Origin of the sequence: Campylobacter sp. RM16188 (genome assembly GCF_012978795.1) — a bacterium.
Taxonomy (GTDB): domain Bacteria; phylum Campylobacterota; class Campylobacteria; order Campylobacterales; family Campylobacteraceae; genus Campylobacter_A; species Campylobacter_A canis.
Genome location: NZ_LIWQ01000008.1, coordinates 66,747 through 92,756 on the forward strand (window position 1 = coordinate 66,747; position 26,010 = coordinate 92,756).

A 26,010-nucleotide genomic window follows, 5' to 3' on the forward strand; every position below is an offset into this window, starting at 1 on the left:
CGCTGCCAAATCACTCAGGCAAGTAAATTATATAGTGATTTTGCTTAAAGTAATGTTTTAGCAAGCCTTATACAAGACTCTACGCTTTGAATTTCACTTGTGGTAGCAGTTGTAAATTTATCAAGCTCTTTGCTTGTCGTTTGTCCTATGCTAACGGCCTTATAGCTATCATCCCAGCCAAAATTTGAGATAAAATTCTTAACAGCCGAAGGAGCGGTAAATATGATCACGCTTTTTGGTTTAGGCTTTAGCCCTATTTCCGCCTTCAAGCAGACATTTTCGTAAGCTACTATCTGAGTTATATTAACGCCTGCGGTTTCTAAAATCCCGCCTAAATTTGAAACCGTTTTTTTAGCTCTTAGATAAAGTGTTTTTTTATCTTTTAAAAGCGGTAAAATTTCGCTTGCAAACTCTTTGCCGTGCGAGTTTTGTCCGATATAAATTCTATCAAATCCTATCTGTTTTGCCGCATTTGCACTTGCGTCACCTATGGCGTAAATTTGCAAATTTTTATCGATTTTGATTTTATTAAATTCTAACGCTTTTATAGAGTTTTTAGAGGTTATGATAAGCGCTTCAAATTCGCTTAAATCAACTTCAAATTCGCTAAATTTAATCTCATTTAACCTAAGCGTCTTTGCGCCCTCATAATCCAAATTTGAACCGACTAGATAGATCTTTTTACCCTCTAAATACATTTTTCTTTAAATTCTCTATATATTTGTACACCATCAGGTTTTCCGTATTCTTGAACAAGTCTATTATGAAAATCTCTTAGCACTCCTTCTGTATCTCGATAAATTTGCCAAACATACTTTCGTACTTGATAATCAACTAAATCAGTATGATAGTCTTTTCCATAATCTTTCCTAGCATCTTCAATTATTTGTCGATACACTTCGGAGCCTTTTATCTGACCAAATTTCTGAACGCAAGCACCGTGTAAATCTTGTAAATTATCATTATTTTTTATTAATGTCTTTGCTTTTTTTATGTCGTTATTACTAACTATCGAGCTATCTTGTGAGTTATAAACATTTATAATTTCTGAATTTGAATTAATTTTCTCAAATTTTATTTTATTATTGATGTGTTCACTATTGTTAAAATAATTGATTACATCATCGTAGAATTTATCATTACTAACAATATAAATTTTGCCGTTTTCATTACACAATCTGCCCATTAAAAAAACAATTATTTTATCTGCAAAATCCTTGCTTGAAGAATTAATGCAATAAACACTATACTCAATTTCTTTTTTTTTAAATTGACTAATAGTTGATGCCTTAATTTTATTTTTCTTATTAGTTACTATATAAATCTTATCATTTCTGCTAAGATTTATAATACTTAAGATGTTATCTACACCTATGTTTTCATCGTCTATTATAAAATGCCTCATTTTTACATAACCTCATAAAAAATAGTTAATTATAATATGATTTAATTATCAAGCATATTAATTTATTTTTACCTTCTCATAAAAACTCTCTCAAGCCAAAAGCCAAATGTCGTATCGGGGATAAAAAATTCCCCATCTTGCTTATCTATTATCTCTTTAGCAAAAAGCTGTTTAAGTGCCGCTTGCAAGGACGTTTTGCTTATGTTAAATTGCGACAAAACACCGAGTGAAAAATACTCTTTTTGACCTTTAACAATGATCTCAAGCGCTTTTTTTTGATTACCCGTAAATGTATCAAAAACAAGTCTGTAAGCGCCGTCTTTACTTTGCAGCACTGTATCAAGTGCGCTTAAAACCGCTTTTTTATCAATTATTTTTTCATTTTCATAGATAAAATACAAAACATTTTGTATGAGCTTCGTATCAAATTTGCATATACCCGCAAGCTCGTTTATCTGGGCTTGAGTTGTTTTTAAGAAATTTTTAGCGTATTTATAAATTTCATTTTGCTTTAAGGCGCCAAGTTCAAAATGAGTAGCCATCTCAAAAAGAGGCATTTTATGGCTAAAAAGCAAGGTTAGTATATGGCGCTTTGAGCCAAGAAATATAAACGAGATATTTTTACTGGTCTGCATAAATTTACGCAACTTCGCATCTATCCTAAGCTCGCTAAACTCGGCTATTTGCTGAAATTCATCGATGATAAAAACTACTTTTTTCTCTTTTGAAATTTCATCAAGCATATTAAACAGATCATCCATCGCCTCGTCAAAGCTTGCGTTTTTTATCATCGGGCTTGCCGAAAGTTCGTAAGTAAGCGGATCAAGCGTGATCTCAAAGCTTATTCTTTTGAGTTTGGCAAGGATAAACTTAAATGTACTTTGAAAATTAGCTTTTTGTGATTTGGCGACATTTTTAAGTAGCTCTTTTACAAAATCCTCTCCGCAAGTCATATCGAAGATGTCGCTATATATACAGACAAATTCCTCTTGATGACGGCGCATAAACTCCTTAATGAGCGTGGTTTTACCCATGCGTCTTTTTGAATAGATAAGCAAATTTGAAGAGTTTTTGGCAAATTTATAAATTTTATCAAGTTCGTTTTGCCTGCCGTAAAATGTCGAGCCGTCAGCTAAGGTTTCAAATGGAAACGGATTTTTCATAGAGCACCTTATATTGTTTGGTATGTAGATATTATACCATTATTTTTATACTAAAACTAAAATTTAAAAGATACTTTTTATTTTAAAAGTCCGTTTTTAACTAGATATTCTCGCGCGACATCATTGGCGCTACGCTTTAAAACCCGCACGGCATAGTTCATATCGCTCATCTGCTCACTACTTATCTTGCCGTTTAATTTACCTAACGCACGCCCTATCTGCGGATATTTATCAAGCGTATCTTGTCTCATCAAAGCGGCCGCTTCATAAGGCGGGAAAAGTCTCTTATCATCCTTAAGCGTTACAAGATCAAATTCTCTTATCTCGCTATCGGTCGAGTAGGCATCTATCACCTGAACTTCTCCGCTTAATATAGCTTTGTACCTTAATGCAGGCTCAACGGTTTTAACATTTAAATTTAAACCGTAAAGGGATTTAAGACCCAAATTTCCATCTTCCCTGTCGTTAAATTCAAGAGTAAATCCGGCAGCTAGACCGCCTTGAACCGACTTTAAATCAGATATGCTTTTGATATTGTTTTCATGAGCAAATTTACGCAAGACCGCAAGCGCATAAGTGTTTTCAAACCCAAGCGGCTCAAGTAAAACAAGGTTATCCTGTTTTGCTAAACCCTCTTTTGCAACCGCATAAACCTCTCTTGCGTCATTTGACAAATTTGCTGGCGGATTTTTAAGAAGGCTTGATAAAATAGTACCCGTAAATTCGGGATAGATGTCAATATCTCCCGCCTTTAACGCCTCGTATAAAAAGCTTGTCTTGCCAAAATTCGCTTTAAGCTCAATCTTTAAATCAGTCTCATTTTCTATGAGTTCTTTAAATAAATTGATTAAAATTTCAGGTTCGGCACCAAGCTTGCCCGCTATCACGATACGATCCTCTTGCATACTCATATTCGGCACAAACGAAAGCGCAAGAGCGAGTAGAAGCGTTGCAAGAGCGGTTATAACGAGCTTAAGCTTTTGTCGCTCTAAAAATTTAATGCCCGCACTAAAAACTATCGCCAAAAGCGCAGATGAGATCGCTCCTATCAGAATTAGCGAAGTATCGTTCCTATCGATACCAAGAAGCACAAACGTCCCAAGCCCGCCCGCTCCTATGAGTGCTGCTAAAGTAGCGGTTCCTATGATCATAACCGCAGCCGTTCTAATGCCTGAGATGATAACAGGCATAGCAAGAGCCAGTTCAAATTTCTTTAGGCGCTCAAATTTACTCATACCAAACGCCCTTGCGGCTTCTTTTAGCGCAGGATCTATCTCACGAAGACCCGTAAGAGTATTTTGCACGATAGGAAAGAGTGCGTAAATAACAAGAGCTATTATGGCAGGTATAGCACCGATACCAAAAATCGGTATAAAAAGCCCCAAAAGAGCAAGCGAAGGTATAGTCTGAAAGATGCCCGCAACCTGCAAAACAAACTCGCTTATACGCTTGTGATTTGAGATGAAAATCGCAAGAGGAATTGCTATAAAGATAGCCAAAAGAAGCGAAGAAAGCGAAATTTGCAAATGCTCAAGAGCAGCTCGCACAAGCTCATCTTGCCTCCCATAAAGCGTAGAAAAAAGCTCACTCATGCTTGCGTCGCCTGGAAAAATTTAGCCACAAACTCATTAGCGGGCATATCTTTAATCTCTCCTGCGGTTCCCACTTGCACGATCTGCCCGCTATTCATCACACAAATTCTCTCTCCGACATTTTGCGCTTCGTTCATATCATGAGTAACAAACACGACAGTCATGCCAAGATCTTTATGAAGCTCCTTAATAAGCTCCTGAAGTTCAGCTCTTGAGATAGGATCAAGCGCGCTAAAAGGCTCGTCCATAAGCAAAATTTTAGGCTCGGCTATGATGGCTCTAAGGATACCTACTCGCTGCTGCTCTCCGCCAGAAAGCTCGGCGGGATAGCGGTGCAGATAGGTACCCGGCTCAAGCCCTACTCTTTGAAGCAAATCTTTAGCCAGTGATACACGACGCTTTTTGCCGTATTTTTTCATTTCGGCTATAAGAGTGATATTTTCGCAAACGTTTAAATTCGGAAAGAGCGCTATTTGCTGCAAAACATAGCCGATATTCAATCTAAGCTCACGCAGATCGTAGCTTGTGATATCTGCGCCGTCTATGCTAATCTTTCCAGATGTCGGCTCTATGAGGCGATTTATCATCTTTAGCGTAGTCGTCTTGCCGCTACCGCTTGATCCTGCAAGAACAAAAAATTCGCCCTTTTTTATGTTTAGAGTGAAATTTTTAATTACTTCAGTATCGCCGTAAAGCTTGCTAACTCGCTCAAAGCCGATCACCATGTTCCTTTAAATTTGCTTTAATTTTTAATAGTAGTTTATCATAAAAGCTTTAAAGCAAAATTTTACAAGAGTGGCAACCGGCTTGATATAAAAATTTTATTTATCTCTCGTTACTATTAAAAGCATTTTAAATTTATCTTTTATCTTTAACCCGTGCGGGATCTTGCCCGGCATCACGATACTATCGCCCGCTTTGATATTAAAATTCTCATCGCCTATCGTAAGCGCAAGCTCTCCTTCAAGCGCAACTAGTAGCGCGTCTCCAGGTGCGGCGTGAGTGGAAAGCTCCTGCTCGCCGTGAAAACTCATAAGCGTCATCGTGCCGTTTTCGTTTTTTACAAGGGTTTTACTTACAACTTTGCTATCTTGATACTCGATCGCATCCGCAAGAGCGAAAATTTCAGCCTTTGACAGGTGGTTTATCATTGTATTCTCCTTGAAGTCTATTAAAATCATCTTTGTTTTTTCTTCGCTCACGATCTTGCGCCACGTCTCTTTTTCTATAATAAAAGCTTCGTTTTGTTTAAGGCTAAATTTCTCATCTTCGCAAAATAGCGAAATTTCACCCTCTAATATCCACAATAACGAGTCACCAAATCGCTTCTCTTTGTCAAGCTCTTCGGTAGTGTCAAGCGCGTAAAGATCAAGGTCTAAATTTTTATTTGAAAACAGTCTTTGGCTTACTATACCGCCGTTTTCAAAGCAAATTTCGTCTTTGATATTGTAAATTTTACTCATTGTTTTCCTTTGTCAACTTATATCAATTATCAAATTAACAAAGGAATTTTAGCAGGCTGAACGATAAATAATCTTGATATGGATTATCTTTAAAGACTTATTGCATAAATTATGGTGATAATACTAGCTTGTTGTGTAAAATACAATCAATAATATAACCTTACATTACTACTATTTGCAATTTTAGATATTATACTTAATATTAAAATATTAAATTGCGTAAAAGGCTTATAAGATGAAAAATACGGTTTTATTGGGAAACAGTTTTAATCAATGCGAAAATAAAGATAAATCTTGGAAAGAAATCTTAAAGATCATAAGAGACAAAAACAATATTGACATAGATAATTCACTGATTACAAGCTCAAAATACACCTTAATATATGAATCATTATTATCTTTGAATAAATCAATAGATAACTTTAAAAAGAAAGAAAGAGAAGTTAAACAAACAATAGCTGATGAACTTTCAAGCCTTAAAATAAGCCCTCTATATTATGAGTTATTAAAAGTAGATAACATACAAAACATTTTAACAACAAATTATGATAATTGTATAGAAAAAGCTCTCTTAAATAAAGAATATACAGTAGAGAATATAGACGATACAGAAACAAAGTATAGCCTTAGGAGAAAAATCAAGTATAGTCATAACATACATCAAGAAAAAAATAAAACCGTTTGGAATATTCATGGAAGTATTAAAAAGACGGATACTATCATGTTAGGGCATGATCACTACTGTAGCTATATAGGAAATATTAATCAATATACTGAAGGAAATTATTCTTTTAAAAAGCACAAAAAAGATATCAAAACAAAAAGCATAGAAGAAAAATTAACAACAGAAAAGCATCATAAATATGATGGTATTTCATGGGTTGAACTTTTTTTAATTCCAATATACATATTGTAGGTTTTGGGTTTGATTACAGCGAAATTCATTTATGGTGGTTATTAATCATAAGATCTAGAATTATAAAAAAAATAAAAAACTGTATTGATAATAAAATATATTTTTATGGAGATTTAACAGGCAATAAAGAAAAGATAAATTTCTTTAAAAGCTATGATGTAATTTATATAGAAATAAAAGTTTTAAATAATGACTACAAAACACAAAACAAAGATATAATCAAAAAAGTGGATAAAATAGTAAAAACTCTTAATAAATTTCCTTAAATAAATCGCCTAGATGATATCTAAGCGATTTATTGAAATTAATCAATATAAAAATATTGATTTGAAAGAATCAAAAGCTTATTTTACTACTCCCACTCAATCGTTGCGGGCGGTTTGGAACTGATATCATAAACCACGCGGTTTATACCACTAACTTCATTGATGATACGGCGTGAAACGTTTTCAAGCAGATCATAAGGAAGTCTTGAGAAGCTAGCCGTCATGCCGTCGCTTGCATCCACTACGCGGATACAAACGGCATTTTCGTAAGTGCGGTTATCGCCCATTACACCAACTGAATTTACGTTTAGCAGTACGCAGAACGCTTGCCAAGTTTTGTTATACCAGCCGGTTGATTTAAGCTCGTCACGAAGTATCACGTCAGCTTTGCGAAGCAGCTCTAGGCTAGGAGAATTTACCTCACCCATGATACGTATCGCAAGTCCAGGACCAGGGAACGGATGACGGAAAACAAGATCACGAGACAAACCAAGCTCAAGCCCAAGCTGGCGAACCTCATCTTTAAAAATATCTTTTAAAGGCTCTATCAGTTCAAAGCTCATCCAGTCAGGCAGCCCGCCTACGTTATGATGGCTTTTTATCGTCTTGCTTGATCCTACTACCGAGCTTTCTATGATGTCTGTATATAGCGTGCCTTGAGCTAGGAATTTTACGTTATCGTGCTTTTTGGCTTCTTTTTCAAAAATTTCTATGAATGTTTCGCCGATTATCTTGCGTTTTTTCTCAGGATCCGTTACTCCTGCAAGCCTCTCAAGAAAAATCTTGCTAGCGTCAATACTTACAAGCTCCACGCCTAGTTTGGTTCTAAAAGTCGCTTCGACCTGCTCTCTTTCGCCTGTTCTTAAAAGTCCGTTATCGACAAATACAAGTATGACGTTTTCAGGGATTGCGTTAGCTAAAAGTGCTGCAACCACGGAGCTATCCACGCCTCCGCTTACTGCGCATAGGACTTTTTTATTGCCCACTTGCTCTTTTATCTTCGCAATTTGCGTTTTAGCAAAGCTTCCCATATTCCAAGTGCTTTCGCAGCCGCAGATATATTTGGCGAAATTCTTTAAAATTTGCGTTCCAAATTCGCTATGCTGCACCTCTGGATGAAACTGAAGCGCATAAATTTTACGCTTATCATCGCCAAATACGCAATAAGGAGAATTTTCGCTTACGGCAAGAGATTCAAAGCCGTTTGGTAAATTTAAGACCATATCCGAATGGCTCATCCATACGATCTGTTTTTCAGGCGTATCCTTAAATAAGTCATGAGGCTTGATTACGTTTAATTCGGCCTTTCCGTACTCTTTTTGATTTGCAGCCACAACTTCGGCTTTATTTACGTGAGCGATAAGCTGCATGCCGTAGCAAATTCCCAAGATAGGAAGCTTCATTTTAAATACGCCCTGATCGCAAAAATACGCATCATTTGCATAAACGCTTGCAGGTCCGCCGCTTAAAATTATCCCTTTTGGCTTTTTGGCTTTTATATCCTCAAGCTTAGCGTTAAACGGCAAAATTTCGGTATAAACGCCCTGTTCGCGAAGGCGACGAGCTATAAGCTGGGTATATTGCGAGCCAAAATCCAAAACTATAATATCTGATTGCGTCATTAGTATAATCCTAAAATTTCAAATTGCACATACCAAACGACAAGCGATACGATATAGCCTACCACTATCGTCCAAGCATGCTTCATGTGAGCGCCAAACGTATAAATTCCTTTTAGCTTGCCCATTACTCCAACACCCGCAGCAGAACCAAAGCTGATCATAGAGCCGCCGATTCCCGCTGTTAGCGTTACTAGTAACCACTGATCAAGTCCCATTTCAGGGCTTGACTTAAGCACCGCAGACATTACAGGGACGTTATCAACGATTGCCGATAAAAATCCTACCGCGATATTCATAGTCGTAGGTCCGAATTTATCATAAAGCGCAACAGCATGATTTAAAAATCCTAAATAGTGAAGCGCGCCGACTGCCGCCAAAATACCGAAAAAGAAGTAAAGAGTGTCGTTTTCTATCTTTGACATGTAGTGAAATACATGCATAGGCTCTTCATTTTTATACATTCTTTTATAGTAGTAAGCATAAAGACTAAGCAAAGAAAGACCAAATATCATACCCCACATAGCAGGCAAATGGAAAAGTTGGTGCGACATTACGGCAGAAAAAATTGTGAAAATTCCAAGCCCGATTACTACTTTGCCGCCTTTTTTGATAGTTACTTTAGGCTCTGTAGCGGGATCAAAGTGAGGACTTCCTTCAGGAACTACGCGCACAAGCAGTACCGCAGTAACGATCCAGCCGATAAGAGAAGCAGGAAAAAGAGCCAAGAAATCAATAAACGGAGCCTTGCCTGCAGCCCAAGCCATAAGCGTAGTGATGTCGCCAAACGGACTCCATGCACCGCCTGCGTTTGCCGCTACGACGATGTTTATAGCTCCTGCGACTAAGAAATTCGTATTGTGTCTATCTATGGTTATTAAAACCGTAGAAAGGATAAGTGCGGTAGTTAGGTTATCAGCTACTGGGCTTAAGAAAAATGCTAGCACACCCGTTAGCCAAAAGAGTTTTTTGTAAGTGTAGCCTTTTGAAACGAGGTTATATTTAAGCGTGTTAAACACGTCTCTTTCGATGAGCGCCTCGATATAGGTCATCGCAACCATTAAGAAAAATACGATTTGCGAAATTTCAAGGATCAGGTGATCGACCTCGTTTTTAAGAGAGTTTATCTCCATGCCGTTTAAAACCATATAAAAGCCGATAAGTATAAACATAAACGTTCCGATAAACATAGCAGGCTTTGCTTTATTTATATGGAAATTTTCTTCAGCGGCGATAAAAAAATACCCCACGACAAAGATGACAAGACAAGCTATGCCTATCCAAGTCGTAGTAAGGTCTACAGGCTCGCTACTGCCGCCTCCTGCAGCGAAAGCAAGCCCGAACAAAAGGCTTAAAAGTCCAAAAATCCTCATTTTTTCTCCTTAAAGTTTATTTATTTTTTCGGTTTTAGTAGTGTTTGTTCTGTCTGAGTCGTCATAAAACGGATCGGCTTTATACCCGCACCCGCTAAGAAAAATTAACAAAAAAAATGCTAAAATCGCCTTATGAAAGACGCTAAATTTATCATAAATCATATCGTAAATAATCCCTTTTTCTATAAGCTAAAAAACCAAAGCGAGTGCGCTAAATTCGTTAAGCTACTAAGCTTAAACCACCAGCGCCTCATAGCCTTTTGCTACGTTAAAAACAGCATTTTGTTTTTTGCTCTTAAGCACCCTTTGGGGCTTCAAGAGTTTAAACGAGATAGTAATATAAATATGTTAAAAGGCTTATTAAAAATTTATGCTAGCGCAAACGAAGGCTCTATTTTAGGTCAAATTTCAGATATAAAATTTTTCGTTACTAAAAATTTGCGCTTTAGCGTTACACCTAAAATCCCAAAAAAACAAATTTACATAGAAAAATCCAAAGGCAAATTTATAAATCTAGCCAAAAACCCTCAAATTCACGCTAAATTTGAGAACATTCGAGAGGCTATAAGGTCAAATTTAGATGCTAATTGACGAGATTCGCTCTCTGCCAAACAGCCCGGGAATTTATCAGTATTTTGACAAATTCGATAAGCTTCTTTACGTAGGCAAGGCTAAAAATTTAAAAAACCGCGTTAAGAGCTACTTTAGCTTCACACCTTCTCTTGCGCCTTCACCTAAAGTAGGAGCTAGAATTTTTCAAATGATAAGCCAAACGGTTCGTCTTGAATACATAGTAACTCCAAGCGAAGCCGACGCGCTGATACTTGAAAACTCTTTTATCAAGCAGCTAAAACCAAAATACAATATTCTTTTGCGAGATGACAAGACTTATCCTTACATATATGTCGATTTTGACGATGAATTTCCACGATTTGACATTACTCGCAGGATCATAAAAGGCAAAAATATCAAATACTTCGGGCCCTATTTTAAGGGAGGAAGAGAGATGCTTGAAGCGCTTTATCTAAATTTTAAGCTCGTTCAAAAAAGAAGTTGCGTCAAGGGCAAAAAATCTTGTTTATTTTATCAGATCAAGCGTTGCGAAGCGCCGTGTGAAGGCAAAATAACCAAAGAAGACTACGGTAAAATAGTAAATTCAGCCATATTAGCCCTTCAAAACCCGCACAGCCTGCAGGCGAATTTGTCAAATTTGATGATGCAATACGCAAAAAACCAAAACTACGAACAAGCGGCTAAAATTCGCGATAAGATAGAAACAATAAAAGATTTGGAAGTAAAGATAGAAGTTGATCTTGCCAAACTTGAAAATTTTGAAGTATTTGCCATAAATCTGCATGAAAATTTTATCTGCGCGGTTAGATTTAGCGTGCAAAACGGCAAAATAATCGGTGTAAATCAAAACATAACCCCGTCTAAAACCGCATCAAGCGAAGAGATAAACGAGGCTTACAAGCAGATCATCTTAGAAAGCTTTAGCATAGATAGCCCAGTAATAACGACTAAAATTTATACTAATGACGAATTTGAAGATGCAAGCTTGATAGAAGAAATTTTAAGCAAAAGGCACGGCAAAAATTTTAGCGTCAAAACTCCAAAAATAGGCGAAAAAAAGCGAATTTGCGAGATGGCTAAAACAAATGCCGAAATTTCTATCAAAAACTATATAAAAAGCCACGATAATGACTTTTTACGCTCACTTAAAGAGTATTTTGAACTTACTCATATGCCTTATAAGGTCGAAGCATTTGACAACTCTCATATGTTTGGCGAAGCTTGCGTGGGAGCGATGATATGCTTTGATAACGGCGAATTTGTAAAAGAGCGATATCGTCATGTGCATTTAGAAGCTAGAAACGACTATGATCAGATGAAAGAAATGCTTATAAACAGGGCTTTACGCTTTGACAAGCTGGCTCCGCCCGATCTGTGGGTGATAGACGGGGGCGAGGCTCTTTTGAATTTAGCTAACGAAATTTTAAAAAGCAGCGGTGCAAATATCGATGTGATCGCGATATCAAAAGAAAAAATAGACGCTAAGGCACACCGAGCAAAAGGGTCCGCAAAGGATAAAATTTACACCGCAAAAGGAATATTTTCGCTCGCTACGGACGATAAAAGGCTTCAGTTTTTTCAGAGGTTGCGCGACGAGGCGCACCGCTTTGCCATAACCTTCCATCAAAAAAGCAAAAAGAAAAAAGATTTGCACGCAAGCAAGCTTGCAAATACGGGAATTTCAGCAGGAAGTATCGCCAAGCTCATTAAATTTTATGGAAATTTTGAAAGTATATTAAACGCCCAACTTAGCGAAATAGCAAAAGTTACAAACAAAAGCGTAGCAAGTAAAATAAAAGCTCTTAAGGATAGTGAAATTTAAGACTAAATTTTAAAGAGCAAATTTGCCAAGAGTTTAGCGGATTTTCTTTTCTAACTCCTCATATCTTTTATAAAATTCGCAACTATCCTCATATCCCATATCGCAACCCATTTTTAATAACTTATTCGCTCTTGTTTTGTCTTTATTTACTCCCTTTCCTTCATAATACAAAAATCCTAAATTCATACAAGCGCCCGGATATCCTCCCTCACAAGCCACGGTAAATAAATTTGCGGCTTTTTCATACTCAATAGCGCCGTATAAAGAGTTGTTGTATAGATTTCCAAGCGCAATGCAGCTATCTAAAAATTCATTTTCGCAAGCGTTTTTATAAAGCTCTTTAGCTCTATTTATGTCCATATCGACACCATATCCGCCCTCATACAAAGATCCCAGCTCATAGCAAGCCTGCATTAGTTTGCCGTCGCAAGCCGTTTTAAAAAGTTCGTCCGCTCTTTCATAACTAAGCTTAAGATCAGCCCCGTCATAGTATAAATAAGCGATTTCTAAGCAAGCCTTTGCATATCCGAATTTGCAATACTTGTAAAAAGACTCATCGATAATCTTTTGGTTTTGGCTAGGTTCAAACGATGTTGCGTAACGTGTCGCGGCAAGATAACACTCTAAAGAGTCGTTTATCTCGCAAGCCATTTGAAAAGAGGCGCTAATTTTTGGATATTTAAGCTCAAGCTTGGCTGCTAGAGCATAAGAAATTCCAAGCTCTTTGCAAGAGATGATATCGTTAAGCAAACAAGCTTTTTTTAAAAGATTATTTGCTTTTATATCCTGCTCTTTGGTATCTTCTTCAAAATAAACAAATGCAAGATAGCGACACCCTAAAGGTTCATTAAGATTACAAGCAGCATGAAAAAACTCACTCGCCTTATAGTGATTCATAGTTAATCCAAATGTTCCATTCAAATAAAAGCTTCCAATGCAGTAGCAAGCAAACCCAAGCCCCATATCGCAAGCTTTTTTATGGAATTTAACTCCTTTTTCATAGCCTCTCTCGTCTCCTTCAAGCAAAGAAGCTCCTGCGACAAGACAGCTTCTTGCATCTCCTGCATTGCAAAGCGCCTCTTCGTCACTTAAATTATCAATTCTGGCGTTTAAAACGAGAGTAAAAAACAGCAAAACGTATAAAATTTTTATCATTGATTTTGGACTTTTATTGATATCAAAAATCAAATTCTATAATTTAACTACTAGATATTTGCTTAAATTTGTTAGAAATTTTATGAATTTATAAATAGAAGATAAATTTGACTTGAAAGTCTAAAATTTCAAGTCAAATTTGCTAAATTTTAGGCTTAATAACCCTTTGCTTTTAGCGTTTTGTAGTTATCGCACGCAGGCTGATATCCTAGCTCGCAAGCTCTACCGTAGTGCTTTTTAGCCGTTCTTAAGTTTCTCTCTACGCCAAAAGCTTTATCGTAAAGCTCGGCAAGATTATTGCACGCTCTGTATTCGCCGGCATCGCATGCGGTACCATATAGCATGATAGCCTTTTTGTTATCTTGTTTTACACCTTGTCCGTTTGCATAGAGCACTCCAAGGTTACTGCAAGCTAGCGCGTGTCCGCCGTCACAAGCTTTCGTAAATAATTCTGAAGCTTTCTTAAAGTCTTGCTTGTCACCCTCTTTCATATAAGCCGTACCTAAATCATTGCAACTTACAAAATTTCCGCCTTCGCACATCGCCTCAGCGTTGTTCATGTTTGCCCACAGAGCTACAGCCCCGATAGTTAAAGCAAGGATAATCTTCCTCATCTTAATTCTCCTTTTTATAGAAATTTTATTTATCACTCTTTTTTTCTTGCGAACTATCGCCTTTAAACCAGTTTATAACCTTATCAAAGACGCTTTCATCGGCACTACTTTTGCCGCCTTCTATACCAAAACTCGCCTGAAGCTTGTTTAAAAGCTCTCTTTGCTCGTCATTTAGCTTACTTGGAGTTTGAACCGAAATTTGAGCTATCAAGCGACCCACTTTTTTGCTATTTATACTTTTTACGCCTTCGTTCTCAAAGACAAATTGCTGCTTATCTTTAGCCCCTATCGGCAATTTTAGCTCAGTCGTGCCCTTAAGCGTCGGTATAGTTATCGTCTCGCCAAGCATCGCCTGAGTAAAAAATACGGGAATTTCGATATAAACGTCATTACCGTTTCTTACGAAGTGCTCATCCGGGTCAACAGAGATATTTACGTAAAGATCCCCTCTGCTTCCGTCAACCGAGACATTACCTTTACCGCTAACTCTCATCCTCATACCATCATCAACGCCTGCAGGGACATTTATCTTGACGCTATGCTTTTCTTCTTCGTATCCTACGCCGCTACACTTACCGCATCGCTCTTTGACAACTTCGCCCGTGCCATGACAATACGGACACTCCTGCACGAAGCTCATAAATCCGCGCTGCTGGCTTATGCGACCTCTTCCGTGACAATGCGGACAAGTCTGATGCAAGCCGTCTTTTGAGCCTGTACCCTTACAGCTTGCGCACGGCTTTTTAACTTTATACTCAAGCTCTTTTTCTATACCGAAAATCGCTTCGTTAAATTCTATCCCTATTGATATCTCAAAGTCAAGCGGATATTTATCCAGGCTTCTTTTCTTCCTACTTGTGCCGCCAAAATCTCCGCCAAAAAACGAGCTAAATATATCTCCCAAATCAAAATCCGCTCCAAATCCGCTAAAGCCGCCCATGCCGCCTTGAAGGCCTGATTTGCCGTATCTATCGTAAATGCTCCTTTTCTCATCATCGATTAGCACCTGATAAGCTTCGTTTATAAGCTTAAATTTATCTTCAGCCTCTTTATTTCCTTGGTTTCTATCCGGGTGATACTTAAGAGCAAGTTTTCTAAACGCCTTTTTTATAGTTTCTTGATCGCTTGTTTTACTGATTTCTAAAATTTCGTAGTAATCAATCTCCAAAAAAATCTCCTAAATTCATCTATTTTAAAAGGCGATTTTATCCTATTTAAACTAAATTAAATTTTATTTATCATTTTTTAATCAAAATATACGAGCGGTACGAGTTGGTTTTGTGTTTTCTATAATTTTAAAATTTTTAGTTATAATTGCGCTATCATAGTAAGAAAGGAAACAAAATGATTAATGTTTTAATGATTGAAGACGATCCGGAATTTGCTCAAATTTTATCTGAATACCTAGATAGTTTTAATATCAAAGTTACAAATTTCGAAGATCCTTACCTCGGACTAAGTGCGGGGATAAAAAATTATGATTTGATCATTCTTGATCTTACGTTACCGGGAATGGATGGACTTGAAGTTTGCAAAGAAATTCGCGAAAAATACGATATACCTATCATTATCTCTTCAGCTAGAAGCGATATAAGCGATAAGGTCGTAGGTCTTCAAATAGGTGCTGATGATTACCTGCCAAAACCATACGATCCAAAAGAGATGCACGCTCGCATCATGAGCTTAATTCGCAGATACAAAAAGACTAGCGAAAGCGTTGAAGAAACTATTGATTCACTCTTTAGAATAGATGAAAAAAGACATGAAATTTACTATAACAACGAAGCCTTAACCCTAACTCCTGCAGAATACGAGATACTTACTTATCTTATCAAGCAGCACAGCTTTTCGGTATCTCGCGAGCAGCTGGTGTATAACTGTAAAAGCTTAAAAGATAAAGACTCAAAGAGCTTAGATGTCATCATAGGAAGATTAAGGGCAAAGATAGGCGATAACTCAAAAAGCCCTAAGCATATCTTTTCGGTAAGAGGAATAGGCTATAAACTCGTAGGATGATACGCTACTCTATAACCACGAAAATAACGGTAGTATTTGCTATCGCTTTCTCACTTGTTTGTATGTTGCTTTTAACTTTTGGCAACATACAACTAAACGATATGCTCGAAAAGACTAAAGACAAGCAGATGAGTGCTATAACTTATCTTGTCGATCTTTACGAGCGCTCAAATCCACCAAGCGACCTCTCGCAGTATTTTAAAAACTTCGGTTTAACCTACGTGGATAATAAAAATTTAGCCGCAGACATCATCGCAAACGGGCATGTGGTCCAAGCCAAGCAAACCCCAATAGGCATGATGCAATCAATCCACTACAAAGACAACGTTTTTTTGCATATCAAAAATTCAGCTTTTCAAATTCTGCTTGAGAGCAATGACGCTAAAAACATAAACGATCCGCTTTGGATAGGATTTTTTATCACGACAACCCTACTTATATCGTTATATATATCGGTTATCAACTCGCTTGCTCCGCTTAAAAAACTTGGTAACGATATGCGAAAATTTGCCGCCGGCAACATGGATGTAGAGATAATCTCTCCAAAAACAGTAAAAACGGATGACGAAATTTCGCAAGTCGCGATCGAATTTGATAACGCTGCAAGCAAGATTAGAGAGCTTATCCGCTCGCGCCAACTGTTTTTAAGAACTATTATGCACGAGCTAAAAACCCCTATCGGCAAGGGGCGGATAGTATCTGAAATGGTGCAAAACGAAACGCAAAAAAACAGGCTAATAACCATATTTGAAAAGCTTGATATGCTTATAAACGAATTTGCTAAAATCGAGCAGCTATTATCTAAAAGTTATGCGCTAAACTACCAAGAGTGCTTCTTTTCTATCATCATGGATCAGGTTAAAGATATGCTCATGCTTGATAAATTCGAAGAAAAAGTATCCTGCGAGATCAACGACGACATGCTGCTTCGCGTGGATTTTCAGCTCTTTACTCTAGCACTTAAAAATTTGATAGATAACGCCATAAAGTACGCTGATGACAAAAAAGCGCATATAATCTGTGATAAAAACGAAATTTACGTTAAAAATTTGGGCAAACCACTTGAAAAACCGATTGATTATTATATGCAAGCTTTTATCAGAGAAAAAAATAGCAAAAGCGCAGGAATGGGGCTTGGACTATACATCATCGAACAAATTTGCAATATGCACAAATTTAGCCTCACGTACTCCTACAAAGACGGATATCACATCTTTTGCATAAATACAAAACCAAAGGAAGCAGTTGAAAAAAGGGCTTGAGAAATTTAACGAGCTTGTGTCCGCGTTTGAAAAGCTTCCCGGAGTCGGCAAAAAATCAGCCCAACGCTTTGCTTATCACGTCTGCTTACAAGATACTTTTGGCGGGCTTAAGCTGGCTCAAAGCATAGAAGATGCTGTTAGATTTACAAGAAAGTGCCAAATTTGCGGCGGGCTTAGCGAAAACGAGATATGCGATATCTGCAGCGATGAAAAGCGCGACAGTACCCTTGTAGCCGTAGTAGAAAACGCAAAAGATATCTTAGTGCTTGAGCAAAATGGAATTTATAGCGGGCTATATTTCGTGCTTGATGAGATAACTCCTGAAAATATCGGCAAGCTTGAAAACATGATAGTTAAAAACGGCGCCCAAGAGATAATCTTCGCATTCACGCCAAACATAAACAGCGACGCGCTTATGCTCTTTATCGAAGATCAGCTAAAAGATCTGAATATAAAATTTAGCAAGATAGCCCAAGGAGTTCCGACCGGAGTTAGCCTTGAAAATATCGATCTGCTCTCGCTTATGAAAGCGATTGAAAGTAGAACGCAGGTATAAATTTACGCTTAATCTGCAAAGAAAGCTCATAAAAGCTTTGAAATTATAAAATCAAACAAACCGTATGCTAAGCCACAGGCCTTGCTTTGGCACAAATTCAAATTTCTAAAATTCGTAGTCAAATTTTAAAAACCGATAGTTCAAACTTAAAATTTGATGATTATCTCTTTGTATGATTTAAAATTTACGGCATTAAGCCGTAAATTTAAGTTGATTATTTTGAAGATTTTTCTATATAAGAAAACTCAGAAATTTTAGTCCATTCTCTAGCTTTTTTCAAAAACGCTCTTTGAGAATCAAGAATTTCTTTAAATAGCGCGTCCTTGCTCGCCTCTTCGTCTAAAATTTCATCAGTCGCCTTCTTAAGTGCACTCATCACATCCTCAGGAAATGACTTAACCTGAATATCAGGAAATTCGCTTTTCATCTTGTTCCAAAATTCGCTATTTTCATAATACGCTTTTGTGAAAAGATCGCTTGCGACTTTATTCATAGCTCCTTCTAAAATCGCTCTTAGATCCGCGGGTAGCTTTTCAAAGCTCTTTTTATTTACGAAAAACTGAGTCTGACCGCTTGGTTCTTGCCAACCGGTGTAGTAAAATTTAGCAACCTTATGAAAGCCAAGCCCCATATCAAAAGCAGGACTTACCCACTCTACAGAGTCAATCGTCCCCATCTCAAGCGCCATATAAAGCTCGCCGATAGGAATTGTGTTTATCACTACGCCGAGTTTAGCCATAACCTCACCACCAAAGCCCGGAATTCGCACTTTTAGGCCTTTGAGATCATCTAAGCTCTTAACCTCTTTTTTAAACCAACCGCCCATTTGAGTGCCTGTGTCGCCTGCGTTAAATACTTTGATGTTGTATCTATCATAAACTTTAGCCTCAAGCTCTTTACCGCCGCCAAATTCATACCAAGCGCGAAGCTCGCTTGCCGTCATACCAAAAGGAAGTGCGGTAAAAAACATCGTTCTTGCGTCTTTTCCTTTATAATAATAAGAAGCCGTGTGTCCGATATCGTATTGTCCGCTCTTTACAAAATCAAGTATGCCAAATGGCGACTTGTGCTTTGACGGATGATCAACTCTTATCTCAAGTCTTCCTCCCGACATCTCTTCGGCAAGGCGCTTAAATTCCTTAATCGCATCTCCAAGCACCGGTGTAGTGCTCTCCCAAGTACTGGCTACTTTAAGTTTATATGTCTTGCTGTCCGCAAAGCCAAAAGTTACGGCAGCCATCGTTAATAAAACAGCTAAAACCGCTTTTGGCTTCATCGCGTTTAAAAACATTATCTCTCCTTTAGGTTAAAAATATCTAGGAATTATATAAAATTTTGCAAGAGGCTTTATAAAAATGTGTAGATAAAAGTTTCGTTTTTCGTTAAAAGCTACGAATTGTAACCATTTTGTTTCTAAAATTTAGATAGAATTACCAAAATTAAATCAAGGGCAACTATGATAAAAAAGACAAAAATTCTAGCGACTATCGGACCCGCCAGCGAAAGCGAAGAGATACTTGAAGAGCTTGTAGAAGCCGGAGTAAATGCATTTAGACTAAATTTCAGCCACGGCACGCACGAATATCACAAAGCAAATATAGAAAAGATAAGAAGAATAGAAAAAAAGCTAAACTATCGCATCGGCATCTTTCAAGATATCTGCGGACCAAAAATAAGGATAGGTAAGCTCAAAGAGCCTTTTGCACTCAAAGCGGGCGATATCATAGAGGTTTACGGCACTGAAATACTAGGCGAGCAAACTGCACAAAATCGCTACAAACTAAGCATCAACCAGCCTCAAATTTTACCTATATTAAAAGAGGGGGAATACATCTACTTGTATGACGGCTCAATCCGTGCAAGAGTCATAAAAAGCGGAAAAGTTGTAGAGGCGATGATAGAAAATAACGGGATTTTAAGCTCAAACAAGGGAGTAAATTTCCCAAATACAAAGATAAATATTGAAGTTATTACGCCAAAAGACAAGGAAGATCTTAAATTTGGTGCTCAAAACGGAGTAAATTTCGTAGCGATATCCTTCGTACAAAACGCAAACGACATCATAAAAGCAAGAGAAATTTTAAAAACTTTTGGCTCAAAAGCTAAAATTTACGCCAAGATAGAGAAATTTGACGCCGTAGAAAATATAGACGAAATCATAGCAGTAAGCGACGGTATCATGGTTGCGCGTGGAGATCTTGGCATAGAGGTGCCTTACTACAAGGTGCCGACCATACAAAAGCTAATCATCAAAAAAGCAAACGAAGCGGCCAAACCCGTCATCACGGCAACTCAAATGATGCTAAGCATGACAGAGCATGAAACCGCAACAAGAGCCGAGATAAGCGATGTGGCTAACGCCATCCTTGACGGTACCGACGCGGTCATGCTAAGCGAAGAAAGCGCTATAGGCAAAAACCCTGTAGCCGTCGTAAAAGCGATGAAAAATACTATCGTGCAAGTGCAGCAAATTTATCCTTTTAATAAATTTGACGCTTTTAGCTACTACGATGAGACCGACATGGTAGCCTCCAGTACCACACGCCTTGCTACTCAGCTTAAGGTTGACGGAATACTTTCAGTAACGGGCTCGGGAAAATCGGCTATAAAAATGGCAAGATACCGCACGGATATCGATATCATCGCAGTTACTCACGATGAAGAGACGGCTCATTCGCTAACTCTGGCTTGGGGCGTGATACCTGCGTTTACGGTTGAGCAGGATATGCTAAATTTAATCATCGCCAAAACAACCAAAAAGGCGTGCGATCTTGGATTTATCCAAAAAGATAAGACTTACATAATGACTGCGGGATATCCTGCAGGAGTTGAGGGTAGCACTAACCTTATACGTATATTAAAGCAAGATCAGATTGATTATTACATCGATGTGGCAAACAGCTTAGAGAAGTGAGGTAAAAATGCAGAGTATAAAAAAATGGCTTAAAATAGGTGCGATTATCGCGGTTGTGCTTGCTATTATCATAGGTTTTCTAATCGTGCCGTTTTTAAACGTGGATCGAATTCAAAGATTTATCCTAACCGATAGCCAAACAAAAGTTACCGAAAAGCTCTCAAAACAGCAAGATGATATATTAATGCTTTTAAAGGAGCAAAATGAGCTTCAAAAGCAAATTTTAACCGAGCTTAAAAGGCTAAATTTAGAGAAATCTCAGTAGATAAATTTGTCTGTAAAAATTAATAAATCAGCAGGCGCAATTAAAGTAAGAAAGCTTTCCTCATAGAGACTTCTATCCTGCTTTCATCAAGTTCGTTTGAATAGAATAAATTTAGAGCTAAAACCGCTTGATAAAGAAGCATATCGCTTCCGTTTTTAGCGGTAGCTCCAAGCGAAACGGCTAAGGTTAAAAACGGAGTAGGTTTATTGTAGATAACATCAAAGGCAAATTTGCTTCGGCGTAAGACGTCTTGTAAAATTTCTTTTGGCGCTGGCAAGCTATCGCCATTTAATCCTGCTGAAGTAGTATTTACTACCAAATCAAAATCACGAATTTTAAATTTATCCCAAGTAAATTTATTAAATTCGCCAAAATTTTCTAGCCTAGCCAAGCCTCTATTTAATACGCAAACATCGACATTTGCGCTACTAAGAGCATAAGCAACCGCTTTAGCGGTGCCGCCCGCTCCTAAGATGAGAGCTGATTTTATCTCGCCAAAATTTTCTATTGCTTTTAAAAACCCGAGCGCATCCGTGTTATATCCGTAAATTTCATCATTTTTTAAAACGATTGTATTTACAGAGCCGATTTTTAAGGCGTTTTCTTCAACTACGTCGCATTGATTTAGAGCTATCTCCTTATGAGGGACGGTTATGTTGGCTCCGTTAAGTTTTAGCTCTTTAAATTTATTGACTAAATTTGATCCGTCTTCAAGTAGATATCTTGAATAAATCCCATCAAGCCCCATTTCGCTAAGAGCCAAGTTATGAAGCCTTGGCGAAATGGAGTGTGATATAGGATTTCCAAAAACGGTAAAGAATTTCATCACTTAATATTTACTATAAATGCACCGCTTGCAATATTTTTCTTAATTTTAGCTAGCTCGCTCGCAAGCTCTTTGCTGCTATAAGGACCTACTAGAATTTTAATTACTTTGTTTCCTTTAACCGTAGTTCCGTAGAGATTATAAGTATAACCGTTTGCCTTAAGCTTTCTTATCTCTGCTGAATTTTCATCAAATTTACTAACGGCAAATACTTGGATATAAGTCCCGCTAGGCGGAGTTACACCAGGATCTTTTAAGTCGGTTTTAGAAATAGGCGTATCTTTTTTAGGCTGCTCTGCTTTTTTCTCAGGCTTTTTAACTTCTTCTTTTGGCTTAACTACTGTTATTTTAGGCTCTTGCTTTGCAGATTTTTCTACTTTAGCGTCTGCTTTTTTAGTAGTTTCGCTAGCTTTTTTCTCAGGTTCTATAACTTTTTGTATAGTCTTAGGCTCTTGTTCAACGGTTAAATTTTGCTCTTGCTTATGCTTAGAATCTTTATCTTTTAAAGCCTTAACCATATCCTCAAAACTATCTTGCGTCTTTCCTTCCGGTATGATAGGAACTTGCTGGAACAACTCGTCATTTTTAGCAGGTTCTTCAGGCTTTGGCTGCACAGGAGTAGGCACCGGCTTAGCTTCGTTTTGAGCTAAAGCACCATCTTGAGTCTTGGTTGTAGCAGGAGGCGTAGGTTTAGGTGCCTGCGGTTCAGGAGGAAGCACAAGTCTTGAATCAGGTTGCGCTACAGTGCTATCTTGCCCGCTTGAGTTTAAAATTTTCATCGCAACCAAAACACCTAAAAATACTATAAGCGCAAGCGCGATTAGCATTAAAATTTTCTTTGTGTTTTTACCTTTTTTTTCATCATTTTTTTCGAGCATGATATCTCGTAATTCATTATATTCCATCTTATCTCCTTACATATGCTTAGACCACGATGCCCCACGTTCTTTTTGATAGACTTTATAGGGCAAAGTAAGTATGTTAAAATCTCTTGGAACTTCAAGTGTCGGAAACACTCTCCACTCCTTTGCTAGCCGCTGAGACAAAAGCATGGATAGCTTGCTTGCCAGCTGATAGCCTTCATTTAGCGTTGTGTGACCTTTGTGTATATACAGGTGCAAATGCCCAGGTGTCTTGGTCTCATACGCCGTAAAATTTATATACCCCTCTTCTCTAAGCAACAACTGTGTCCTGTGCCAAAATCGCTCAGGCGTGCGTCCGTTATAATCAAATACGATATTTTCAACCTTATCGCTTGCACTTATCAAAGAGTGCGCTGCGATAATCTTGCCTTCGTTATGATCTTTTATCACTTGAAAATTTAACGGTTCGTCAATTTTTTCAAATTTATTAAAAAATATCCTTCCTTTGTGATCAATCTTATTTACGATATTATCGCGCTTAACCCAATAATGGGTCGTGATCATCTTAATTAACGTTATATCTATATTTTGCATTAATACATTGCTCTATCATAGATGATAAATTTGCTCGCAAGCTCTTTTAGTTCGGCTTTTATCTTGTTTTGAAGCTCTGTATTATTTATATCATCAAGCACATCAGCTATCTTATTTGCGATAAGCTCAAATTCGCTCTCTTTCATTCCTCTAGCCGTAAGTGCAGGGCTTCCTACACGAATTCCGCTTGTTACAAACGGGCTTCTTGTCTCGCCCGGAACCGTGTTTTTATTAACTGTAATTCCTGCGTTTCCAAGAGCTATATCAGCCTCTTTGCCGCTAAATTCTTTATTTAAAAAGCTCATTAAGATTAGGTGATTATCAGTACCTCCGCTTACCAGATCGTATCCTCTAGCCATTAGCACTTCGCCCAGTTTTTTAGCGTTTGCCTTAACTTGCTTTGCATAAATTTTCCACTCAGGAGACAAGTTGTGCTTAAATCCTACCGCCTTACCTGCGATAACATGCACAAGCGGCCCGCCTTGAATTCCTGGGAAAATCGCCGAATTTATCTTTTTAGCATACTCTTCGTTGTTTGTCATGATGATACCGCCGCGAGGTCCTCTTAGCGTCTTGTGAGTGGTTGAGCTTACCACGTCACAATACGGAAACGGATTTTGATGCTCGCCTGCAACAACAAGTCCCGCGATATGAGCGACATCCGCAAATAATATCGCGCCAACCTCATCGGCTATCTCGCGAAATTTCTTAAATTCAATCTCTCTTGTGTAAGCACTCGCTCCGCAAACTATCATTTTTGGCTTTACGATTTTAGCGATATCAAGCACTCTTTCGTAGTTTATCCTGCCGTCAAGCTCAACTCCGTAAAAAAAGCTCTCGTAAATTTTACCCGAGCTACTTACCTTTGCACCGTGCGTAAGGTGTCCGCCGTGGCTTAAATCCATACCTAAAATTTTATCTCCCGGATTTAAAAGCGCTCCATATACGCCTTGGTTTGCTTGAGAGCCCGAATTTGGCTGAACGTTTGCAAATTCGCAGCCAAAAAGCTCTTTGCATCTATCTATAGCGATCTGCTCAATCTGATCTACGAATTCGCATCCGCCGTAGTAGCGTTTGCCAGGATAACCCTCGGCGTATTTGTTTGTAAGGATTGAGCCCATCACTTCCATCACTTCAGGATAGGTAAAATTCTCGCTAGCTATCATCTCTAAATGATCGCATTGGCGCTTTAGTTCGGCTTGTGTTAAGTCAAAAATTTCTTTATCATAGTTTTGTAAACTCATTTTTCATTCTCCTTGATTTCGTTTTTAAGAGGTCTCATTGCAGGAAACAGCACCACATCCCGAATGGATTTTTTATTAGTTAGTAGCATAACAAGTCTATCTATGCCTATACCTTGTCCCGCAGTCGGTGGCATAGCATATCCAAGAGCCTTTACGTAATCCTCATCCATGGCGTGTGCTTCGTCATTGCCGGCATCTTTAGCTTTAATTTGCTCAGAGAAGCGATTATACTGATCAATCGGATCATTAAGCTCGTTAAATCCGTTTGCTATCTCTCGTCCTGCGATAAAAAGCTCAAATCTTTCGGCTATTTCAGGATTAGAGTCGCTTCTTCTTGAAAGCGGGCTAATAGAAATAGGAAAATCTATAATGAAAGTCGGATTTATAAGCTTGCTTTCTACGTAATTATCAAAAAGCTCGGCTTGCAAATGACCCAAATCAAGCTTGGCGTTTGCCTCAAAGCCGTCTGATTTCAGTTTAGCTAAAATTTTATCCTTGTCTTCAATTACATCTGCCGGAATTTCGCCTACTTCAACAAGAGCCTTTTTATAACTCATCCTCTTAAAAGGCTTTGAGAAATCAATCTGCATTCCGTCAAATTCTATAACTTTTTCCATATCAAGCTTATCAAACAACACTCCAAACAGCTCTTCTGTAAGCCCCATAAGATCGTGATATGTGTGATACGCCCAGTAAAATTCGATACTTGTAAATTCAGGATTGTGAGTTAGATCCATTCCCTCGTTTCTGAAATTTCTATTCATCTCATAAACGGCTTCAAATCCTCCTACTATAAGACGCTTGAGGTAAAGCTCAGGCGCAATTCTCATATAGCGATTTATACCAAGAGCGTTATGAAAAGTAACAAACGGCTTAGCGTTAGCCCCGCCTGCTATCGGGTGCATCATCGGAGTTTCAACTTCCAAAAAGCCCTTATCTTCAAAAAATCTTCTTATAGTACTAACTATGATAGAGCGCTTTTTAAAATCCGTCCTCACCTCGGGATTCATGATCATATCAAGGTATCTTTGGCGATATCTAGTCTCGATATCCACAAGCCCGTGATACTTTTCAGGAAGCGGACAGATAGCCTTAGTAGCTAGAGTAAGTTCGCTAACATGCATAGAAAATTCGCCCGTTCTGGTTACAAAGGCATAGCCTCTAACAAATATGAGGTCGCCTACTTCGATATTTTTCTTTACGACTTTAAACCAATCAGGATCAAGAGTCTTGTTGCTAAAATAAATTTGTAAATTTCCATCTTCATCTTCGATATTGGCAAATATCGCTTTGCCAGCATCGCGTATTAGCTTAACGCGACCTGCAAGGCTTACGAACTGCCCTTCGGCACTCTTTGACTCGGTATCTTTGATATGATTAAATTTAAGTCTGAATTTTGAGATATTCATATCTCGTCTTAAGAAGTGAGGATATGGGTTTATACCCATTTGTCTTAACTCCTCGATAGTTTTTAATCTTTGAATTTCTAGCTGATTTTCAAATATCACT

The 26,010-nt window shown here is 37.9% G+C and carries 25 protein-coding genes; 8 read left to right on the forward strand and 17 right to left on the reverse strand.

What is annotated here, in order from left to right:
- Positions 1 to 44: 44 nt before the first annotated feature.
- From CDOM16188_RS05970 to CDOM16188_RS05995, 6 genes are all read right to left on the reverse strand, one after another.
- Positions 45 to 698: a uroporphyrinogen-III synthase gene (locus tag CDOM16188_RS05970; RefSeq protein ID WP_172200252.1), complete on the reverse strand. Its 654-nt coding sequence runs from the start codon at positions 696 to 698 to the stop codon at positions 45 to 47.
- Positions 689 to 1,405, reverse strand: coding sequence for a PIN domain-containing protein (locus CDOM16188_RS05975; protein WP_172200255.1), 717 nt, complete (start codon positions 1,403 to 1,405; stop codon positions 689 to 691). Before CDOM16188_RS05975 ends, CDOM16188_RS05970 begins: the two co-directional genes overlap by 10 nt.
- A gap of 68 nt (positions 1,406 to 1,473) precedes the next feature.
- Positions 1,474 to 2,568, reverse strand: a complete 1,095-nt coding sequence (locus CDOM16188_RS05980; RefSeq protein ID WP_172200258.1) for an ATP-binding protein — start codon at positions 2,566 to 2,568, stop codon at positions 1,474 to 1,476.
- 77 nt (positions 2,569 to 2,645) lie between these two features.
- Positions 2,646 to 4,160 (reverse strand): ABC transporter permease/substrate-binding protein, encoded by a 1,515-nt coding sequence (locus CDOM16188_RS05985; RefSeq protein ID WP_172200261.1) that lies wholly within the window; start codon positions 4,158 to 4,160, stop codon positions 2,646 to 2,648.
- Entirely contained in the window at positions 4,157 to 4,882 is a 726-nt protein-coding gene (locus CDOM16188_RS05990) for an ABC transporter ATP-binding protein (protein WP_172200264.1), read from the reverse strand. Before CDOM16188_RS05990 ends, CDOM16188_RS05985 begins: the two co-directional genes overlap by 4 nt.
- Positions 4,883 to 4,981: 99 nt before the next feature.
- Positions 4,982 to 5,623 carry a cupin domain-containing protein gene (locus tag CDOM16188_RS05995; RefSeq protein ID WP_172200267.1) on the reverse strand — a complete coding sequence of 214 codons (642 nt, stop codon included), beginning with the start codon at positions 5,621 to 5,623 and terminating at the stop codon, positions 4,982 to 4,984.
- A gap of 235 nt (positions 5,624 to 5,858) precedes the next feature.
- Between CDOM16188_RS05995 and CDOM16188_RS06000 the strand changes: the two genes are divergently transcribed.
- Positions 5,859 to 6,539 carry an SIR2 family protein gene (locus CDOM16188_RS06000; RefSeq protein ID WP_172200270.1) on the forward strand — a complete coding sequence of 227 codons (681 nt, stop codon included), beginning with the start codon at positions 5,859 to 5,861 and terminating at the stop codon, positions 6,537 to 6,539.
- Between the two features lie 352 nt (positions 6,540 to 6,891).
- Here the strand turns inward: CDOM16188_RS06000 and guaA are convergent, their stop codons facing one another.
- Entirely contained in the window at positions 6,892 to 8,427 is a 1,536-nt protein-coding gene (gene guaA / locus CDOM16188_RS06005) for a glutamine-hydrolyzing GMP synthase (RefSeq protein ID WP_172200273.1), read from the reverse strand.
- Positions 8,427 to 9,797 (reverse strand): sodium:proton antiporter NhaD, encoded by a 1,371-nt coding sequence (gene nhaD / locus CDOM16188_RS06010; protein ID WP_172200276.1) that lies wholly within the window; start codon positions 9,795 to 9,797, stop codon positions 8,427 to 8,429. Before nhaD ends, guaA begins: the two co-directional genes overlap by 1 nt.
- 132 nt (positions 9,798 to 9,929) lie before the next feature.
- On the opposite strand from nhaD, the gene CDOM16188_RS06015 reads away from it, so the two are divergent.
- The gene (locus CDOM16188_RS06015) at positions 9,930 to 10,388 is read left to right on the forward strand and encodes a hypothetical protein (protein WP_172200279.1); all 459 of its coding nucleotides are present in this window, start codon (positions 9,930 to 9,932) and stop codon (positions 10,386 to 10,388) included.
- Positions 10,378 to 12,192, forward strand: coding sequence for an excinuclease ABC subunit UvrC (gene uvrC, locus CDOM16188_RS06020; RefSeq protein WP_172200282.1), 1,815 nt, complete (start codon positions 10,378 to 10,380; stop codon positions 12,190 to 12,192). Before CDOM16188_RS06015 ends, uvrC begins: the two co-directional genes overlap by 11 nt.
- A 33-nt stretch (positions 12,193 to 12,225) precedes the next feature.
- On the opposite strand, the gene CDOM16188_RS06025 is transcribed toward uvrC, so the two are convergent.
- The 3 genes from CDOM16188_RS06025 to dnaJ all read right to left on the reverse strand — a co-directional run bounded on the left by CDOM16188_RS06025 (position 12,226) and on the right by dnaJ (position 15,129).
- Complete coding sequence (locus CDOM16188_RS06025) at positions 12,226 to 13,347, reverse strand: tetratricopeptide repeat protein (RefSeq protein WP_172200285.1); 1,122 nt, start codon at positions 13,345 to 13,347, stop codon at positions 12,226 to 12,228.
- A 155-nt stretch (positions 13,348 to 13,502) separates the two neighbouring features.
- Entirely contained in the window at positions 13,503 to 13,961 is a 459-nt protein-coding gene (locus tag CDOM16188_RS06030; protein ID WP_172200288.1) for a tetratricopeptide repeat protein, read from the reverse strand.
- Positions 13,962 to 13,986: 25 nt separating this feature from the next.
- A complete protein-coding gene (gene dnaJ, locus CDOM16188_RS06035) occupies positions 13,987 to 15,129 on the reverse strand; it encodes a molecular chaperone DnaJ (RefSeq protein WP_172200291.1) in 1,143 nt (380 codons plus the stop codon).
- A gap of 176 nt (positions 15,130 to 15,305) precedes the next feature.
- Here dnaJ and CDOM16188_RS06040 point away from each other — a divergent pair, with 176 nt between their 5' ends.
- Genes CDOM16188_RS06040 through recR form a run of 3 tightly spaced genes read left to right on the forward strand, consistent with a single transcriptional unit; the run spans position 15,306 to position 17,795 of the window.
- On the forward strand, positions 15,306 to 15,977 hold the full coding sequence (locus CDOM16188_RS06040) for a response regulator transcription factor (RefSeq protein ID WP_169940512.1): 672 nt from the start codon (positions 15,306 to 15,308) through the stop codon (positions 15,975 to 15,977).
- On the forward strand, positions 15,977 to 17,239 hold the full coding sequence (locus CDOM16188_RS06045; protein ID WP_172200399.1) for an ArsS family sensor histidine kinase: 1,263 nt from the start codon (positions 15,977 to 15,979) through the stop codon (positions 17,237 to 17,239). The genes CDOM16188_RS06040 and CDOM16188_RS06045 overlap by 1 nt, the downstream gene beginning before the upstream one ends.
- A complete protein-coding gene (recR, locus tag CDOM16188_RS06050) occupies positions 17,223 to 17,795 on the forward strand; it encodes a recombination mediator RecR (protein ID WP_172200294.1) in 573 nt (190 codons plus the stop codon). Before CDOM16188_RS06045 ends, recR begins: the two co-directional genes overlap by 17 nt.
- A gap of 214 nt (positions 17,796 to 18,009) precedes the next feature.
- On the opposite strand, the gene CDOM16188_RS06055 is transcribed toward recR, so the two are convergent.
- A complete protein-coding gene (locus CDOM16188_RS06055; protein ID WP_253908143.1) occupies positions 18,010 to 19,035 on the reverse strand; it encodes a TRAP transporter substrate-binding protein in 1,026 nt (341 codons plus the stop codon).
- Between the two features lie 216 nt (positions 19,036 to 19,251).
- Here CDOM16188_RS06055 and pyk point away from each other — a divergent pair, with 216 nt between their 5' ends.
- A complete protein-coding gene (gene pyk / locus CDOM16188_RS06060) occupies positions 19,252 to 20,709 on the forward strand; it encodes a pyruvate kinase (protein ID WP_172200297.1) in 1,458 nt (485 codons plus the stop codon).
- A gap of 7 nt (positions 20,710 to 20,716) precedes the next feature.
- On the forward strand, positions 20,717 to 20,974 hold the full coding sequence (locus CDOM16188_RS06065) for a hypothetical protein (RefSeq protein ID WP_172200300.1): 258 nt from the start codon (positions 20,717 to 20,719) through the stop codon (positions 20,972 to 20,974).
- A gap of 40 nt (positions 20,975 to 21,014) precedes the next feature.
- On the opposite strand, the gene CDOM16188_RS06070 is transcribed toward CDOM16188_RS06065, so the two are convergent.
- From CDOM16188_RS06070 to lysS, 5 genes are read right to left on the reverse strand one after another with little or no spacing between them, the layout of a single operon-like run.
- Positions 21,015 to 21,800 carry a shikimate dehydrogenase gene (locus CDOM16188_RS06070; protein WP_172200303.1) on the reverse strand — a complete coding sequence of 262 codons (786 nt, stop codon included), beginning with the start codon at positions 21,798 to 21,800 and terminating at the stop codon, positions 21,015 to 21,017.
- On the reverse strand, positions 21,800 to 22,705 hold the full coding sequence (locus tag CDOM16188_RS06075; protein ID WP_172200306.1) for an SPOR domain-containing protein: 906 nt from the start codon (positions 22,703 to 22,705) through the stop codon (positions 21,800 to 21,802). Before CDOM16188_RS06075 ends, CDOM16188_RS06070 begins: the two co-directional genes overlap by 1 nt.
- A 9-nt stretch (positions 22,706 to 22,714) precedes the next feature.
- Positions 22,715 to 23,257: a DUF1882 domain-containing protein gene (locus tag CDOM16188_RS06080; RefSeq protein WP_172200308.1), complete on the reverse strand. Its 543-nt coding sequence runs from the start codon at positions 23,255 to 23,257 to the stop codon at positions 22,715 to 22,717.
- Positions 23,257 to 24,501: a serine hydroxymethyltransferase gene (locus CDOM16188_RS06085; RefSeq protein ID WP_172200310.1), complete on the reverse strand. Its 1,245-nt coding sequence runs from the start codon at positions 24,499 to 24,501 to the stop codon at positions 23,257 to 23,259. Before CDOM16188_RS06085 ends, CDOM16188_RS06080 begins: the two co-directional genes overlap by 1 nt.
- A complete protein-coding gene (lysS, locus tag CDOM16188_RS06090; protein WP_367649338.1) occupies positions 24,498 to 26,006 on the reverse strand; it encodes a lysine--tRNA ligase in 1,509 nt (502 codons plus the stop codon). The genes CDOM16188_RS06085 and lysS overlap by 4 nt, the downstream gene beginning before the upstream one ends.
- Positions 26,007 to 26,010: the final 4 nt, after the last annotated feature.

Excerpts from the sequence above, each read along its gene's own strand:
- CDOM16188_RS05970 (WP_172200252.1), bottom strand. The coding sequence starts at position 698 with ATGTATTTAGAGGGTAAAAAGATCTATCTAGTCGGTTCAAATTTGGAT.
- CDOM16188_RS05975 (WP_172200255.1), bottom strand. The coding sequence starts at position 1,405 with ATGAGGCATTTTATAATAGACGATGAAAACATAGGTGTAGATAACATC.
- CDOM16188_RS05980 (WP_172200258.1), bottom strand. The coding sequence starts at position 2,568 with ATGAAAAATCCGTTTCCATTTGAAACCTTAGCTGACGGCTCGACATTT.
- CDOM16188_RS05985 (WP_172200261.1), bottom strand. The coding sequence starts at position 4,160 with ATGAGTGAGCTTTTTTCTACGCTTTATGGGAGGCAAGATGAGCTTGTG.
- CDOM16188_RS05995 (WP_172200267.1), bottom strand. The coding sequence starts at position 5,623 with ATGAGTAAAATTTACAATATCAAAGACGAAATTTGCTTTGAAAACGGC.
- CDOM16188_RS06000 (WP_172200270.1), top strand. The coding sequence starts at position 5,859 with ATGAAAAATACGGTTTTATTGGGAAACAGTTTTAATCAATGCGAAAAT.
- guaA (WP_172200273.1), bottom strand. The coding sequence starts at position 8,427 with ATGACGCAATCAGATATTATAGTTTTGGATTTTGGCTCGCAATATACC.
- nhaD (WP_172200276.1), bottom strand. The coding sequence starts at position 9,797 with ATGAGGATTTTTGGACTTTTAAGCCTTTTGTTCGGGCTTGCTTTCGCT.
- CDOM16188_RS06015 (WP_172200279.1), top strand. The coding sequence starts at position 9,930 with ATGAAAGACGCTAAATTTATCATAAATCATATCGTAAATAATCCCTTT.
- uvrC (WP_172200282.1), top strand. The coding sequence starts at position 10,378 with ATGCTAATTGACGAGATTCGCTCTCTGCCAAACAGCCCGGGAATTTAT.
- CDOM16188_RS06025 (WP_172200285.1), bottom strand. The coding sequence starts at position 13,347 with ATGATAAAAATTTTATACGTTTTGCTGTTTTTTACTCTCGTTTTAAAC.
- CDOM16188_RS06030 (WP_172200288.1), bottom strand. The coding sequence starts at position 13,961 with ATGAGGAAGATTATCCTTGCTTTAACTATCGGGGCTGTAGCTCTGTGG.
- CDOM16188_RS06040 (WP_169940512.1), top strand. The coding sequence starts at position 15,306 with ATGATTAATGTTTTAATGATTGAAGACGATCCGGAATTTGCTCAAATT.
- CDOM16188_RS06055 (WP_253908143.1), bottom strand. The coding sequence starts at position 19,035 with ATGGCTGCCGTAACTTTTGGCTTTGCGGACAGCAAGACATATAAACTT.
- pyk (WP_172200297.1), top strand. The coding sequence starts at position 19,252 with ATGATAAAAAAGACAAAAATTCTAGCGACTATCGGACCCGCCAGCGAA.
- CDOM16188_RS06065 (WP_172200300.1), top strand. The coding sequence starts at position 20,717 with ATGCAGAGTATAAAAAAATGGCTTAAAATAGGTGCGATTATCGCGGTT.
- CDOM16188_RS06070 (WP_172200303.1), bottom strand. The coding sequence starts at position 21,800 with ATGAAATTCTTTACCGTTTTTGGAAATCCTATATCACACTCCATTTCG.
- CDOM16188_RS06075 (WP_172200306.1), bottom strand. The coding sequence starts at position 22,705 with ATGGAATATAATGAATTACGAGATATCATGCTCGAAAAAAATGATGAA.
- CDOM16188_RS06080 (WP_172200308.1), bottom strand. The coding sequence starts at position 23,257 with ATGCAAAATATAGATATAACGTTAATTAAGATGATCACGACCCATTAT.
- CDOM16188_RS06085 (WP_172200310.1), bottom strand. The coding sequence starts at position 24,501 with ATGAGTTTACAAAACTATGATAAAGAAATTTTTGACTTAACACAAGCC.